General features: G+C 69.9%; 13 protein-coding genes and 2 pseudogenes. 10 read left to right on the forward strand and 5 right to left on the reverse strand.

All coding sequences use genetic code 11. The annotated features are described in order from the left end of the window. The first annotated feature begins 118 nt into the window (after positions 1–118). Together ACWDZ7_RS25600 and ACWDZ7_RS25605 are read left to right on the forward strand one after the other, a co-directional pair. Positions 119–3016 (forward strand): peroxidase family protein, encoded by a 2898-nt coding sequence (locus tag ACWDZ7_RS25600; protein WP_451800115.1) that lies wholly within the window; start codon positions 119–121, stop codon positions 3014–3016. Beyond that, on the forward strand, positions 3003–4373 hold the full coding sequence (locus ACWDZ7_RS25605; RefSeq protein ID WP_451800116.1) for a hypothetical protein: 1371 nt from the start codon (positions 3003–3005) through the stop codon (positions 4371–4373). Before ACWDZ7_RS25600 ends, ACWDZ7_RS25605 begins: the two co-directional genes overlap by 14 nt. A gap of 78 nt (positions 4374–4451) precedes the next feature. On the opposite strand, the gene ACWDZ7_RS25610 is transcribed toward ACWDZ7_RS25605, so the two are convergent. Next, positions 4452–6002: an acetolactate synthase large subunit gene (locus ACWDZ7_RS25610; protein WP_451800118.1), complete on the reverse strand. Its 1551-nt coding sequence runs from the start codon at positions 6000–6002 to the stop codon at positions 4452–4454. A gap of 146 nt (positions 6003–6148) precedes the next feature. After that, positions 6149–6706 (reverse strand): annotated as a pseudogene (locus ACWDZ7_RS25615) (AraC family transcriptional regulator); the annotation flags it as partial. 136 nt (positions 6707–6842) lie between these two features. Here ACWDZ7_RS25615 and ACWDZ7_RS25620 point away from each other — a divergent pair. The 6 genes and pseudogenes from ACWDZ7_RS25620 to ACWDZ7_RS25645 form a co-directional block, all read left to right on the forward strand. Next, positions 6843–7004 (forward strand): annotated as a pseudogene (locus tag ACWDZ7_RS25620) (cupin domain-containing protein); the annotation flags it as partial. Between the two features lie 73 nt (positions 7005–7077). Further along, positions 7078–7251 (forward strand): hypothetical protein, encoded by a 174-nt coding sequence (locus ACWDZ7_RS25625; RefSeq protein ID WP_451516793.1) that lies wholly within the window; start codon positions 7078–7080, stop codon positions 7249–7251. Continuing rightward, complete coding sequence (gene kdpF, locus ACWDZ7_RS25630) at positions 7248–7337, forward strand: K(+)-transporting ATPase subunit F (protein ID WP_037896654.1); 90 nt, start codon at positions 7248–7250, stop codon at positions 7335–7337. Before ACWDZ7_RS25625 ends, kdpF begins: the two co-directional genes overlap by 4 nt. 8 nt (positions 7338–7345) lie before the next feature. Then, positions 7346–9010: a potassium-transporting ATPase subunit KdpA gene (gene kdpA / locus ACWDZ7_RS25635; RefSeq protein WP_451800120.1), complete on the forward strand. Its 1665-nt coding sequence runs from the start codon at positions 7346–7348 to the stop codon at positions 9008–9010. Then, the gene (gene kdpB, locus ACWDZ7_RS25640) at positions 9007–11193 is read left to right on the forward strand and encodes a potassium-transporting ATPase subunit KdpB (protein ID WP_451800122.1); all 2187 of its coding nucleotides are present in this window, start codon (positions 9007–9009) and stop codon (positions 11191–11193) included. Before kdpA ends, kdpB begins: the two co-directional genes overlap by 4 nt. 7 nt (positions 11194–11200) lie before the next feature. Continuing rightward, positions 11201–11869: a potassium-transporting ATPase subunit C gene (locus ACWDZ7_RS25645; protein WP_451800124.1), complete on the forward strand. Its 669-nt coding sequence runs from the start codon at positions 11201–11203 to the stop codon at positions 11867–11869. 266 nt (positions 11870–12135) lie between these two features. On the opposite strand, the gene ACWDZ7_RS25650 is transcribed toward ACWDZ7_RS25645, so the two are convergent. Genes ACWDZ7_RS25650 through ACWDZ7_RS25660 form a run of 3 tightly spaced genes read right to left on the reverse strand, consistent with a single transcriptional unit; the run spans position 12136 to position 13740 of the window. After that, a complete protein-coding gene (locus ACWDZ7_RS25650) occupies positions 12136–12984 on the reverse strand; it encodes a helix-turn-helix domain-containing protein (protein WP_451800126.1) in 849 nt (282 codons plus the stop codon). A 14-nt stretch (positions 12985–12998) separates the two neighbouring features. Continuing rightward, entirely contained in the window at positions 12999–13514 is a 516-nt protein-coding gene (locus tag ACWDZ7_RS25655) for a DUF6879 family protein (protein ID WP_451800128.1), read from the reverse strand. Beyond that, a complete protein-coding gene (locus tag ACWDZ7_RS25660) occupies positions 13486–13740 on the reverse strand; it encodes a hypothetical protein (protein ID WP_451800130.1) in 255 nt (84 codons plus the stop codon). Before ACWDZ7_RS25660 ends, ACWDZ7_RS25655 begins: the two co-directional genes overlap by 29 nt. A gap of 153 nt (positions 13741–13893) precedes the next feature. On the opposite strand from ACWDZ7_RS25660, the gene ACWDZ7_RS25665 reads away from it, so the two are divergent. Then, positions 13894–14208, forward strand: coding sequence for a hypothetical protein (locus ACWDZ7_RS25665; protein WP_451800131.1), 315 nt, complete (start codon positions 13894–13896; stop codon positions 14206–14208). Between the two features lie 37 nt (positions 14209–14245). Further along, a complete protein-coding gene (locus ACWDZ7_RS25670; RefSeq protein WP_451800133.1) occupies positions 14246–14476 on the forward strand; it encodes a DUF397 domain-containing protein in 231 nt (76 codons plus the stop codon). Positions 14477–14527: the final 51 nt, after the last annotated feature.

Genomic DNA, 14527 nt, shown 5'->3' on the forward strand with positions numbered 1-14527 from the left:
CCGCGCACATAGGCGGGAACCCTCGCTGCGGCCGCCCGGCACCGCCAGTAGCGTCTGCCTGCCCCCCTCCCTCACGCAGTCCCGTACGCCGTACGCCGTGCGATGGAAGAGGCTCCCGATGGCCGACACCGGACAGCACCAGCAGCACCAGCAGTCCCAGCAGACTTACGAGCGCTACATGGGAGGAACTCCCGAAGCGGAACGCCGGATCTTCGAGCGCCTGGCCCACGAGCTGATGAGGGTCCAGGAGAGGAACCGGCGCGCGAGCCGGTCCGGCGACCTGGAACGCACCCTGCACGCCAAGCCCGCCCTCGGCGTGGATAACGCCCGGCTGCGCTTTTACGACGACCTCCCCGACGCCCTGCGCGGCGGCTTCGCGCAGCCCGGCGCCGCGTACCCGGCGACCGTGCGGCTCTCCAACGCCAGCGGCTTCCGGCAGGCCGACGGGGCACCCGACCTGCGGGGCGTCGCCGTGCGCGTGGCGGTGTCCGCCGAGGAGAGCCACGATCTGCTCGCCACCAACCATCCGGTGTCGCACGCCCGTGACGCCCGCGAGTTCGTGGCCTTCGCCAAGGCCATGGCGGGCGCCACGACCCGTCCGCGCAAGGCCGTCGCGCTGTACGTGAAACTCCCGCTCGCCGTCGGCCCGTCCACGGCCGCCCGTATGCGCCGCAACGTCAAGTCGGCCGCCCGCCGCACGGTCACCAGCCTCGCGGCCGAGACGTACTGGAGCCGCAGCGCCATCCTGTGGGCCGACGCGGGCCCGGTCCGCTATCTGCTGCGCCCCTCCGGCCGCGGCCCCACCGCCAAGTCCGACCCGGCGCGCCGCGACCCGCAGTTCCTGCGCCGCGACCTGGAGACCCGCCTCGCCCGCCAGGACATCACCTTCGACCTGTGCGTCCAGAGGTACGTCGACGAGCAGCGCACGCCCGTCGAGGACGGCTCCGTGGAGTGGGCGGAGTCCGTCGCGCCCGCGCTGCCCGTCGCCACGCTCACCGTGCCGAGCCAGGACCTCGACACCGCGGGGGCGCGCGCCGCGGGCCGGCGCGTCGAGACCATCGGCTTCAACCCGTGGTTCACCACCGACGACTTCCGCCCCCTCGGCAACCTCAACCGGGCCCGCAAGGCCACGTACGAGGCGAGCGCGGCACACCGCCACGGGCTGCGCTTCGTCACCGAGGAGCCGCTGCGCAACAAGCTGCTCGGCGCCCCGGTCGACGCCGTCTTCCGGCGGCTGAACCGCTATGTGCCCTGGCACAAGCTGCCGTTGGACGCGAGCCTGCTCAACCTCGTCTTCCTGCGCAAGGCGCTGCGCCGCTCCAACCTCATCGACACCGACGTGCACGAGGCGCCGCCCAAGACCATGGCGGTGCCCGCCCCGCCCGACGAGCGGCTGCGCACCGTCCGGTCCTACGACGGGTCGTACAACGACCTCTCGCGCCCCGCCATGGGCGCCGTCGGCGCGCCCTTCGGACGCAACCTCAAGCCCGTCTACCGGCCCGACCTCTTCGACGTACCGAACCCGGTGACGGTCAGCAGGCAGCTCCTGTACCGCGACACGTTCCTGCCCGCCACCTCGCTGAACGTCCTGGCCGCCGCCTGGATCCAGTTCCAGGTCCACGACTGGGTCAACCACCGCCGCCACAAGCCGGGCGGCAAGGCCGTCGAGGTGCCGCTGCCACCCGGCGGCACCTGGCAGAACACGCCCGGCGGGCCCGCCGAGCGCGTGATGCGCTTCGCCGAGAACGAAGGCATCGAAGTCCCCGGCGAGCGGCCGCCCATCCTCTTCGCCAACACCGCCTCCCACTGGTGGGACGGCTCCGAGGTGTACGGCGAGAACGAACAGACGGCGAAGTACCTGCGCGAGCCGGACGGCGGCGCCAAACTCCGCCTGGACGACGGCCACTTGCCGCTCGGCCCGAACGGCGTACCGCTGACCGGCTTCGCCGAGAGCTGGTGGACGGGCCTCAGCGCCATGCACACCCTCTTCGCCCGCGAGCACAACGCGGTCTGCGACGCGCTGCGGCACACCTATCCGTCGATGAGCCAGGAGAGCGTCTACCACACGGCGCGCCTCGTCGTCTCCGCCCTCATCGCCAAGATCCACACCGTGGAGTGGACCCCGGCGATCCTCGCCACCGAGGCCATCGACCTCGGCCTGCACACCAACTGGGACGGAGCGCCCGACAAGTGGCTCCAGAAGCTCGGCCTGTGGCTGCTCGAATCCCACTCGCTGACGGGCATCCCCAAGACCCTGCCCGACCACCACACGGCGCCGTACTCCCTCACGGAGGACTTCGTCACCGTCTACCGCATGCACCCGCTGATCCCCGACGACTTCGAGATGCGCGAGCACCACTTCGGGCAGCGCCTGGAGACGCTCGGCTTCCGGGACATCCAGGGCGCCGCCGCCGAGGGCGCCATCCGCAAGACGGGCCTCGCCGACACGCTCTACTCCTTCGGCATCGCCCACCCCGGCGCGATCACGCTCCACAACTTCCCGCGCGCACTCCAGCAGTTCGAGCGCGACGGGGAGATCATCGACCTGTCCGTCGTCGACCTGGTCCGCACCCGCAGGCGCGGCGTGCCCCGCTACAACGACTTCCGCGAAGGCCTGCACAAGCAGCGCATACGCCGCTTCGAGGACCTCTCGCAGGACCCCGAGACCGTCGCCCGCCTCAAGGACGTCTACCGCTCGGTCGACGAGATCGACACGGTGGTCGGCCTCTTCGCCGAGAACCCGCCGCACGGCTTCGGCTTCAGCGACACGGCCTTCCGCGTCTTCATCCTGATGGCCACCCGGCGGCTCCAGAGCGACCGCTTCCTGACCGTCGACTTCCGCCCCGAGATCTACACCCCGCTCGGCATCGACTGGGTCCAGAAGGGCGGCATGAACTCCGTCCTGCTGCGGCACTGCCCCGAACTCGCGGGCCTGCTGCCGCGCGGCGCGAGCGCGTTCGCGCCGTGGCGGCACGTGCAGCCGATGGGCGAAGGCGGCGGGCGTGGCGAACGGTGACGGACACGAGGGGCTGGCCGACCTGTTCGCCCGGCCCCTCCTGGAAACGGTCTGGCGCCGCCGCACCCACCGGGTGAGCCGCGGCGCCACCGTGCCGGCGGGCTCGATGACCTACCGCTCGCCGCACGAGCCGCGCCCCCTGACGGAGCTGGAGGAGGCGGTCCTGATCGCGCTGACGGGCTGCACCGGCCTGACCATGCCGGACCGCCCCTTCGACGACCCGCGCGACGGCAAACCGATCATGGCCAAGCCCAACATGACCATGGCCGGCCGCACCGCGGGCAGCCCCGACAACGCGCAGGGCACGCACTTCTTCCTGATCAACGACTCCGGGACGTACTTCCTGCGCAGACTGCCCCCGGCACCCTCCGAACCCCTCGACGCGACGAGCCTGGTGGAGCGGGCGCGGCAGGCGAAGGTCCGCGTCCTCGACCACCGCCTCGACGTCGCCGACGACCTGCGCGACTTCCCCGCCTACCTGGACTCGAACCGCTTCCTGTCCAACCTTCCCGGTACGACGGTCCTGTTCCCGGTGGTGGACCTCTCCCACCAGTACATCAACGCCCTGATGTATCTGCTCACGCAGCCCGACGACGCCCGCCCCACCCTGGTCGACGACCGCAACTTCCACCGTCCGGCGGGCGTCAAGAAGTGGGTCCGCAACGGCTTCCTGAACGGCGATCTGAAGCTGCCGCTCGGCGCGCTCGGCCCGCTGCGCACCCAGATCGAGGCGGACCTGCTCCTGCAGAACCTCATGCTCACCGCCGAGGCGATGGGCCTCGGCGCCTGGATACACGCCTCCATCAACCCGCAGATCGCCCTCGGCGACCCGAAGTTCTCCCGCACCTACGGCAAGATGCTCGGCTTCACCTTCGTCACCCCGCGCTGGCGCCTGCCGGACCTGTGGCGCTGGCACGTCCCGCTCCCGAAGTACGCGGCCGTCCGCTCGCACCCCGTGGGCCTCACCTCTCCCGAGGGCGAGCCGCTGATCGAGGCCGCGTGCCCGCCCGCGCACCGCACGATGGCGGCGGCGGTCGACTCCGTGATGCGCGCCAAGTTCGGCGCCGGCGGCGTCTACGCCGACAAGGACGTCTTCACCCGCATCTACCGGGAGGACTACGGGCAGCGGTACCTGGCGGAGGCGAGCGAGTACGAGGAGCGGGTGGTCGACTGCGCGCGGGACATCTGTACGTACATCCTGCGGACGCACCGCCGCTTCCCGGCGCATACGGACGCCATCCACGTGCCGGGGGTGTGGCTCCAGGTCCACCATGTCGAGACCGAGTACTACGAGAGGTACTTCACCAACGGGCTGACGGACGCGCACCGGCGGCACGGGGCTCTGTGGGACGGCTGACGCCCCGGCCCCCGCTCCTCGATCGCCGGAGGGGCTGGATTCATGCGCTTCACGCGCTTCATGCGCTTTACGCGCGCTTCATGCCAGCGCCGGTACGGCACAGTCGATGACGAACGGCCCCGGCTCCGCCCAGCCACGCTTGAGCGACGCCGCGAACTCCTCGGCCGTCGTGGCCCGTTCCGCCGGGACGCCCATCCCGCGCGCCAGCGAGACGAAGTCCAGGGCGGGCCCGGACAGATCGAGGAGCCGCCGGGCCCGCGCCCCGCCCGCCGCACCCAGCTCCAGGCCGAGAATCGCGTACGCCCGGTTGTCGAAGACGACCGTGGTGACGTCGAGCCCCTCCCGCGCCTGAGTCCACAGCGCCTGCGGCGTGTACATCGCGGCGCCGTCCCCCACCAGCGCCAGCACGGGCCGGCCGGGACAGGCCACCGCCGCGCCCACCGAGAGCGGCAGACCCTGCCCCATCGAACCGCCGGTCAGCGTCAGCCAGTCGTGCGGCGGCGCCCCGGCCGTCGCGCCCGGCAGCCAGATGCCCGAGGTGTTGGCCTCGTCGACGACGACGGCACCCTCCGGGAGCAGCGCCCCGATCACGGCGGCGGCCGACTCGGCGGTCAGCTCACCGGAGGGCAGCGCGGGCCGGGCGGCGCCTTCCCGTAGAGGAGAGGCGCCGGGACCCACCACCTCCGCGAGCCCTTCGAGCGCCGCCGTCACATCCTCCGCGCCCGCCGCGAGCGTATGCACGGCGCACCCCTCGGGGACCAGAGCGCCGCTCGCCCCCGGGTGGGCGAAGAAGGCGACCGGCGAGGCCGCCCCGGCGAGCACCAAGTGCCGTACGCCCGCCAATTGCTGCCCCGCGCCGGACGCGAGGTAGGCCAGCCGCTCCACGACGGGCCGCCCCGCGCCGCGCTCCAGACGGGCGGGGAAGGTCTCGCACAGCAGCTTCGCGCCGGTCGCCGCGGCCACGCGTCCCGCCGCCACGAGCCCGGCGCCGCGCGCGGCCTCCCCGCCGAGCAGCAGGGCGACGCCGGCGCCGGACCGCAGCGCTTCGGCGGCGCCCGTCACCGCGTCCACCGACACGAGGCCCCGCCGCGCGACGGCGGCGGGCGCGGCCACGGGCGGCGGCCCCGCCTCGGACCAGGACACGTCGGCGGGCACCACCAGCGTCGCGATGGCCCCGGGCGGCCCGGTGGCCGCGGCGACGGCCCGCGTGACGTCGTCGGCGATGTCGGTGGCGTGATACGTACGCCGCGTCCAGGCCGACACCGTGCGCGCGAGCGCCCTGATGTCGGACTCCAGGGGCGCGTCGAACCGCTTGTGGCCGAGGGCGTGGTCACCGACGACGTTGACGAGGGGCGTCGCGGCCCGCCGCGCGTTGTGCAGATTGGGCAGGCCGCCCGCGAGCCCCGGCCCCAGATGCAGCAGCGTGCACGCGGGGCGCCCGGTCATCCGCCCGTAGCCGTCGGCGGCGCCCGTGGCCACGCCTTCGAAGAGGCACAGCACGGGCCGCAGCTCCGGGACCTCGTCGAGCGCGGCCACGAAGTGCATCTCGGAGGTGCCGGGGTTGGCGAAGCACGCGCGGACACCCGCGTCCACGAGGCCGTTGATCAGGATCTGCGCTCCGTTCGGCATGGCGTTCCGCCTCTGCTCGGTGGCCGGGGCGCGCGGTGGGCGCCGGCGCCCGGGTGCGTGGGATAGGCCAGTCTTCACGGGGTGCGGGCCATGGCGGCAGCCGGGATCCGGCCAGCCGCCGGGGGCCCGCCGGGCCCGAACCTGCGCCGCTCACCGGTCAGCCATGCCAGCGGGGTCGTGCCGAGCCGGGCGCGGAAGCGGCGGTGCAGCGTTGCCGGGCTGACCCCCGCGCGGGCCGCGAGGCCGGCCACGGTGAGGGGATCACCGAGCCGCTCGAGCCGCCCGCTCACGGAGTTGGTGACCTCGGCGCCGAAGTCCTTGCGCACGACGTGCAGGGCCAGATCGAGGGCGGCCGCGCTGCCCGCCGCGGTGAGGATGTCGCCGTCGTCCACGAAGAGCACGTCCGGTTCGAGCCGCACGGCCGGAAACCGAAGGCACCGGTGCACAGGCTCAGGATCCGGGCGCCGCGGGCGTGGGCCCGCCGGATGGAGTCGAGTACGGCCGGGGCGCGCGGCACGGTGTCGTCCGGCCGTCCCGGCATGATCAACGTGTCCGCGCTCTCCACGGCGTCGAGTCCGGGCACGCCGGTGAGGGTGAAGAACCCGTGGTACCCCGACGTCGAAGGGATTGGTCCCCTCGTCGACGACGACCACGACCCGGTGCGGCCTCTGTCCCACGAGCGGTTGCGAGGATCCTTGCGTCATATGCGGTTTCTAGCACTCGTGGCGGGGGCCCGTAACGCCGCAAGATCGACTCATGAACACGGAACCCACGAGCACGGAACCCACGAACACGGAACTCACGAGCAGCGAACCCATCGCTCTCGACGCGGCCCTCGCCTCCGTCTTCACGGTCCCGCGCGGCACCGAACACAAGCCGTACGCCCCGAAAGGCGCCCGAATCCTGCTCTTCGAGCCCACCGGCACCCCGACCGTCGGGGACCGCCACGAGGAGGTCCCCGACCACGTGGACGCCACGACGGGTCACGCGCTCTCCGCATAGCCGACCCAGTCCTGTAGCCGCCCCGGTTTTCAGACTTTCGTAAGAGACCCGTCAAGACGCCTGTTGACGCCGTATGGACGGCGTCAACGGCGGCCGGAAACGGCTGAAAGGGAGTTTGTCTCGGACCAAGCAATTCACCCGTCCACTTCCTCAGGAGCTCACGATGGCCGATCTGGCCTTCGTCGCCACCACGATCGCGGTCTTCGCGCTGGTGGCACTTGTCGCCAAGGGGGTGACGAAGCTGTGACCGCCGAGAACGTCGTCGGCCTGATCGTGGCCGTCGCCCTCCTGGGCTATCTCGTCCTCGCCCTCGTCTTTCCGGAGAGGTTCTGAGTACGGATATGAGCCCCGTCCTTGCCGGCGTGCTCCAGCTGCTCGCTCTCATAGCGGCGCTCGCCCTGGCATACCGCCCCCTCGGCGACCACATGGCCCGCGTCTACGGCTCGACGAAGCATCTGCGCGTCGAGAAGTGGATGTACAAGGCCATCGGCGCCGATCCCGACACCGAGATGCGCTGGACCGCGTATCTGCGCGGAGTCCTCGCCTTCTCCGCGGTCGGCGTCGTCTTCCTCTACCTGCTGCAGCGGCTCCAGGGCTCGCTGCCCGGCTCGCTCGGCTTCAAGGCCATCGACCCGGACCAGGCGTTCAACACCGCGGCCTCGTTCGTGGCGAACACCAACTGGCAGTCGTACTCCGGCGAACAGGCCATGGGCCACGTCGTGCAGACCGCCGGCCTCGCCGTGCAGAACTTCGTCTCGGCGGCGGTGGGCATCGCCGTCGCGGTGGCCCTCGTACGCGGCTTCGCCCGCTCCCGCACCGGGGAGCTGGGCAACTTCTGGGCCGACCTGGTGCGCGGCGTCGTCCGCGTCCTCCTGCCGATCTCCGTCATCGGCGCGCTCGTCCTGGTCGCCTGCGGGGCCCTCCAGAACTTCTCCGGCATCCACGAGGTCGGCCAGTTCTCGGGAGGGACCCAGCAGTGGAACGGCGGCGCGATCGCCACGCAGGAGGTCATCAAGCTGCTCGGCACCAACGGCGGCGGCTACTTCAACGCCAACTCCGCCCACCCCTTCGAGAACCCGGGCCCCTTCTCGAACCTCTTCGAGATCTTCCTGATCCTCCTCATCCCCTTCGCGCTGACCCGCACCTTCGGCAAGATGGTCGGCTCGGTCAGGCAGGGCTACGCGCTCCTCGCCACGATGGCGACGATCTGGCTCGGCTTCACCGCGCTGATGATGTGGACCGAGTTCCACCACGGCGGCCCGGCGTTGGACCTGGCGGGCGGGGCGATGGAGGGCAAGGAGACCCGCTTCGGGGTCGGCGGCTCGTCGATCTTCGCGGTGGCCACCACGCTCACCTCCACGGGCGCCGTGAACTCCTTCCACTCCTCCTACACCGGCTTCGGCGGCGGCATCGAGATGCTCGGCATGCAGCTCGGCGAGATCGCGCCCGGCGGTGTCGGCTCCGGTCTCTACGGCATGCTCGTTATGGCGATCATCGCCGTGTTCATAGCGGGCCTGATGGTCGGCCGTACGCCGGAGTACCTGGGCAAGAAGATCGGCACCCGCGAGATCAAACTGGCTGCCTGCTACATCCTCATCACCCCGGCACTCGTACTCGGCTTCACGGCCGTGTCCATGGCGCTGCCCACGCCCAAGGACTCGATGCTCAACTCCGGGGCGCACGGCTTCTCCGAGGTCCTGTACGCCTTCACGTCCGGCGCCAACAACAACGGCTCGGCCTTCGGCGGCCTCAGCGCGGACACCGACTGGTTCAACACCACGATCGGCCTCGCCATGCTGCTCGGCCGCTTCCTGCCGATGGTGTTCGTCCTCGCGCTCGCGGGCTCGCTGGCCGCGCAGACTCCCGTCCCCCGGACCGCGGGCACGCTGCGCACCGAAAAGCCGCTCTTCACCGGGTTGCTGGTCGGCGCAATCATGATCATCACCGGTCTCACCTACTTCCCCGCGCTCGCGCTGGGACCGCTTGCCGAGGGGCTGGCGTCATGAGCACACACACCAAGAAGCAGGAGACGGCCGCACCGGACACCGGTCCGGTCACCGCTCCCCACCACGACGCGACCCGCCAGGACGCGACCCGCCAGGACGCGCCCCGCCAGGACGCGACCCAGCGGCACGGCTCCACCGGCGAGGGCAAGGTCGGCGCGGGTCTCTTCGACCCCGCCCAGCTGCTGAAGTCCCTGCCGGACGCCTTCCGCAAGCTGCACCCGCGGGTCATGGTCAAGTCACCGGTCATGTTCGTCGTCCTGATCGGCTCGGTGGTCACCACCGTGCTCGCGGCTCTGGACCCGGGGGACTGGTTCGGCTGGGCGATCACCGCCTGGCTCTGGCTGACCACGGTCTTCGCCAACCTCGCCGAGGCGGTCGCCGAGGGCCGCGGCAAGGCGCAGGCCGACACGTTGCGCAAGGCCAAGACCGACACCGTGGCCCGCCGCCTGACCGGCTCCTCCGAGGAGTCGGTGCCCGGCACCGAACTGCGCGTCGGCGACCTGGTGGTCTGCGAGGCGGGCGACATCATCCCCGGCGACGGTGACGTCGTCGAGGGCGTGGCGAGCGTGGACGAGTCCGCGATCACGGGCGAGTCGGCGCCGGTCATCCGCGAGTCGGGCGGCGACCGGTCCGCCGTGACGGGCGGTACGAAGGTCCTCTCCGACCGCATCACCATCAAGATCACGACGAAGCCCGGCGAGACGTTCATCGACCGCATGATCAACCTGGTCGAGGGCGCGGCACGCCAGAAGACGCCGAACGAGATCGCGCTCAACATCCTCCTCGCGTCCCTCACCATCGTCTTCCTGCTCGCGGTAGTGACCTTGAAGCCGTTCGCGATCTACGCGGGAGCCGACGACCAGACCTCCCTCATCGTCCTGACGGCGCTGCTCGTCTGCCTGATCCCGACGACCATCGGCGCCCTGCTCTCCGCGATCGGCATCGCGGGCATGGACCGCCTGGTGCAGCGCAACGTCCTCGCCATGTCGGGCCGCGCCGTCGAGGCAGCGGGCGACGTCTCCACCCTCCTCCTCGACAAGACCGGCACCATCACGCTCGGCAACCGCCAGGCCGCCGAGTTCGTCCCGGTACGCGGCACCACCGAGGCGGAGCTGGCCGACGCCGCCCAGCTCTCCTCGCTGGCCGACGAGACGCCCGAGGGCCGCTCCATCGTCGTACTCGCGAAGGAGAGGTACGGCCTGCGCGAACGCCACCAGGGAGAACTGACCGGCGCCGACTGGATCCCCTTCACGGCACAGACCCGCATGTCGGGCGTGGACCTGGACGGCCGCAAGGTCCGCAAGGGCGCGACCGGCTCGGTCATCGCCTGGGTCAAGGAGTGCGGAGGAGCCGTCGCGGCGGACACGCAGGCCCTCAACGACCGCATCTCCCAGGCCGGTGGCACCCCGCTCCTGGTGGCCGTCGAAGACGCCGAGGGCGCCCGGGTCCTCGGCGTCATCCACCTCAAGGACGTCGTCAAGGAGGGCATGCGCGAGCGCTTCGACGAGCTGCGCCGCATGGGCATCAAGACCGTCATGATCACGGGCGACAACCCGCTGACCGCCAAGGCGATCGCGGACGAGGCGGGCGTCGACGACTTCCTCGCCGAGGCCACGCCCGAGGACAAGATGGCCCTGATCAAGCGCGAGCAGGCCGGCGGCAAGCTGGTGGCGATGACGGGCGACGGCACCAACGACGCCCCCGCGCTCGCCCAGGCCGACGTGGGCGTGGCCATGAACACCGGCACCTCGGCCGCCAAGGAGGCCGGGAACATGGTGGACCTGGACTCCAACCCCACCAAGCTCATCGAGATAGTCGAGATAGGCAAGCAACTCCTGATCACCCGGGGCGCGCTGACGACCTTCTCGATCGCCAACGACGTCGCGAAGTACTTCGCGATCATCCCGGCCATGTTCGCGGTGGCGTACCCGAGCCTCGACAAGCTCAACATCATGAACCTCTCGTCGCCCGAGTCGGCGATCCTCTCCGCGGTCGTCTTCAACGCCCTGATCATCGTCGCGCTCGTGCCGCTGGCCCTGAAGGGCGTGCGCTACCGGCCGATGAGCGCGGACCGGATGCTCCGCCGCAACCTCGGCGTCTACGGCCTCGGGGGGCTCGTCGCCCCGTTCGTCGGCATCAAGATCATCGACGTACTCATCTCTCTCATCCCCGGCATTGGATGACGCGCCCATGAACAACTCCGTACGGAACACCGCCCGGCTGCTCGGCGCGGGCCTGCGCGCCCTGACCGTCCTGACCGTGGTCTGCGGCGTCCTCTACCCGCTCGCGGTAACAGGCGCAGCCCAAGCCCTCTTCCATGACAAGGCCAACGGCTCCGAGATCGAGTCGCACGGCAAGGTCGTGGGCTCCGAACTCATCGGCCAGCGCTACGACCTGCCGCCCAAGAAGGGCCGGAAGACACCCGGGCCCGACCTCAGGTGGTTCCAGCCGCGCCCCTCCAACGGCCTCGGTGAGAACAGCGTCAACACCGAATACAAGCTGCTCCTGTCCGGCGCCACGAACCTGTCCGGCGACAGCGAGGCCCTGATCGCCCAGATCAAGGACGCCAAGGCGGCCGTCATCAAGGACAACTCCACCGCGACCCACCGCGTCAAGCCCTCCGACGTGCCCCCCGAGGCGGTCACCTCCTCGGGCTCGGGCCTGGACCCGCACATCTCCCCGGCCTACGCCGACCTCCAGGTCCACCGCGTGGCGAAGAAGAACCACCTGAGCGTGGCGCGGGTCCAGAAACTGGTCGACGACCAGACCGAAGGCCGAACCCTCGGCTTCATGGGCGAACCCCGCGTCAACGTCCTCAAGCTCAACATCGCTCTCAGGGAAGAGGCCGGAAACAGCTGACGGGCCCAACGGCCGACGGCGGGCGCCCCCAACGCGAAAGGCCCCAGTTCGATGAACTGGGGTCTTGCCGGTATCCGAGGGAGGACTTGAACTCTCCACTCGGGCACCAGCAGTTTACTTTGTTGACCTGCACTGATATGCCCAACACGCCGCGGAGTTGACGGCTGGCGTTGGTCATGCGTTGGTCACGTGACCAACCAGGGCAGGGCAGGGCCCCTTCGCCCATCCACCCACGATCGTCTGTGGCATGGTGTCGCGATCTCTGGTCAGCCCAGGGCCGCCACCGCGCCCGCAATGAGAGAGCGGGCCGCCGCTCCCCGAGCGGCCTGCTGAGAGAGGCGTTCAAAGGCACGGGCGTACAGCTCGACCTGACTCGGCTGTGTGAGGGTGGAGGCGGCATCCAGCGTGTCAGCGTGCACCCTCTGGTCGTCGAAGATCGTGAAGGTCGGCATGGGCCAGATGACCCGCTGTTCCGAGAACGGAACGATGCCCACTGCGACGTTCTGAAGTTCCATGACCCCGAGCAGGTGACCAAGCTGCGCCGCCATGGTGTCGGCACCGCACAACCGGTATCGCAACACCGACTCCTCCAAGACGAAGGAGAACCGGCGTCCGCCCTTGCTCAACACCTCGTTACGCCGTATCCGAGCTGTCACGGCGTCGCTCACGTCATCCGGTGTCCCACGGAAATCCGCAATGGAGGAGAGCAACGCGGAGGCGTACCCCGGAGTCTGAAGGAATCCGGGAATCACGTCGGATACGTAGACGCGGAAGGCCTTAGTTTGTTGGTACAGGTCGCCGGTGCTCTCTTGGAGTCTCCGGAGACCCGTTCGCTGGAGCCGCTTCCACTCCACATGTGCCTCAGCGGACTGCCTGTTGGCCGCGATCAGGTCGGGTGCTTGTTCCTCAGCGGCGCAGGCCCGGCACCACGCTCGGATGTCGGCGTCGGACGGAGGCGTCCTGGCGTTCTCGATCCGGGACGACTTCGACTCTGACCAGCCGCACCTGACAGCCAGCTCACGCCCGCTGATCCCCGCGTCCTTCCGGATCTCACTCAGGCGGCCCGAAAGATTCTCTCGGGCCTTCTGGACGCGTGAAGAGGGATGCTGGGTCATGAAGCCGGCCCTCGTCAGATCTTGTACTGGTGGTGCGGGATCGCTCGCTCCCAGACCGCTTCGAACGCGGCGGAGCACAGCTTCACGGCTTCCGGATCGGCCGTGATCTCGTCCTCCACCACCGCGCCATCGCCCGAGAAGTGGTGCACCCGGAGCACGGTGTCATCGAAAAGCCAGAAGTCGTTCCCCGGCAGGGCGACAGTTGTGGCCCGTCGCCGTGGCAGCCAGCGGACTCGCTCACCTGCCGTGACGTTGGCGTGGGTGACGTAGTGCTCCCAGCGGATGTACTCCGATACCGGCTCGGAGACCACCCGCGCCCTTCGGATCACTACGCCTCTGGCCACTGTGTCAGCGATCATTTGGTCATAGGGGTGCCACCAGGACTCGCGATCCTCCCAATTGATCCGCTCGCCACGCTTCCACGCCTCGAACCGGTCCGTTGTGGCGTACGAGTCCCGCAGCTCCAGGTGGACGGCGGATCGCTCGCACTGGCCAAGCAGCTCAGCGAAGCTGGGCACGCTCGACGGCATCACATGCCTCCCTGATCATTGGAATCATCCGGGCCGGAATCCTGACGATGGCCTCGCTGTCGGGCACCGGACCATTCGCGGGGCTGGTGCCCTCGCATTCCGCCTGCGTCTCTGGGGTCGGCTTCCACCCCTGCAACAAGATCTCCTGCGCTTCCTCGTCCGCCCACACGGTGGGGCAGTGGTCCCGGTCAGTGTCAGGGTCGATGCCGACGAACTTCGCAGCCATGGCTGGCTCCCTGGTCTAGGGGCTTGCTCGGACTTGCACGAGCGTCGTCGACCAGCAGAGACATCGTCAATACAGCTACTGGCCACGCTAATCGCTGTGCAAGCTCATGCAAGTTTGTGGATCGGGGGCATCGCCCGCGAGAACGATGCGTACATGCCGACCGACAAAGAGCCAAGCCAGCAGACAGCCCCCAGCGGTTGGCGGATGGACCCTATCCCGAGCCGTCCGGCGTACCAGGATGGTGATGGGAACATTCGCGTCCCCGTGTGGCTGACGAAGAACGGTCGGCATATGGCAGACACAGAAATGGTCCTGCTCCCGTCTGAAGCCGCCTTGCTGGCCGACAACCTGACCAACGCGATGCGCGACAACTCCAGGTCGATACTGCACGAGACCTTTCGGGAGAGCGCAACGGCTCTTGGCCCGGGTGTCGTGTTCGTGTCGAAGTCGGATCAGTACCAGCTCTGAGTCTGTCTCGTCTTTGACCTCACAGGAAGGCACACCCATGCCCGGAACCGACCTGTACAGCCTGCCTCTCGACGGAGCCACGTTCTTCAAGGCGTGCGGAGGCAACACGCATCCGGACGGCGAGTCGTGCGCGACACTCGCGAAGATCGGCCCGGACGCATGGGCGCTGGGCGACGACAAGCGCCCCGACCTGGCCCCGCTGCGCTTCACCACCGCCGAACTGGACGCGGCCGGTATCGACCCGGCCCGCTTCGGCCTGTCCGCCTGACGGGCCATCCCTGGCGCCCCCGGTCCTGGCTCACCCCCGAGAGGCAGGGCC

The organism is Streptomyces sp. NPDC003032 (genome assembly GCF_053591415.1).

What these genes read in the sequence shown, in the direction of transcription:
- ACWDZ7_RS25665 (WP_451800131.1), top strand. Translation starts at nt 13,894, where the DNA reads ATGCCGACCGACAAAGAGCCAAGCCAGCAGACAGCCCCCAGCGGTTGG.
- ACWDZ7_RS25645 (WP_451800124.1), top strand. Translation starts at nt 11,201, where the DNA reads ATGAACAACTCCGTACGGAACACCGCCCGGCTGCTCGGCGCGGGCCTG.
- ACWDZ7_RS25600 (WP_451800115.1), top strand. Translation starts at nt 119, where the DNA reads ATGGCCGACACCGGACAGCACCAGCAGCACCAGCAGTCCCAGCAGACT.
- ACWDZ7_RS25625 (WP_451516793.1), top strand. Translation starts at nt 7,078, where the DNA reads ATGGACGGCGTCAACGGCGGCCGGAAACGGCTGAAAGGGAGTTTGTCT.
- ACWDZ7_RS25610 (WP_451800118.1), bottom strand. Translation starts at nt 6,002, where the DNA reads ATGCCGAACGGAGCGCAGATCCTGATCAACGGCCTCGTGGACGCGGGT.
- ACWDZ7_RS25660 (WP_451800130.1), bottom strand. Translation starts at nt 13,740, where the DNA reads ATGGCTGCGAAGTTCGTCGGCATCGACCCTGACACTGACCGGGACCAC.
- kdpB (WP_451800122.1), top strand. Translation starts at nt 9,007, where the DNA reads ATGAGCACACACACCAAGAAGCAGGAGACGGCCGCACCGGACACCGGT.
- kdpA (WP_451800120.1), top strand. Translation starts at nt 7,346, where the DNA reads ATGAGCCCCGTCCTTGCCGGCGTGCTCCAGCTGCTCGCTCTCATAGCG.
- ACWDZ7_RS25655 (WP_451800128.1), bottom strand. Translation starts at nt 13,514, where the DNA reads ATGCCGTCGAGCGTGCCCAGCTTCGCTGAGCTGCTTGGCCAGTGCGAG.
- ACWDZ7_RS25670 (WP_451800133.1), top strand. Translation starts at nt 14,246, where the DNA reads ATGCCCGGAACCGACCTGTACAGCCTGCCTCTCGACGGAGCCACGTTC.
- ACWDZ7_RS25650 (WP_451800126.1), bottom strand. Translation starts at nt 12,984, where the DNA reads ATGACCCAGCATCCCTCTTCACGCGTCCAGAAGGCCCGAGAGAATCTT.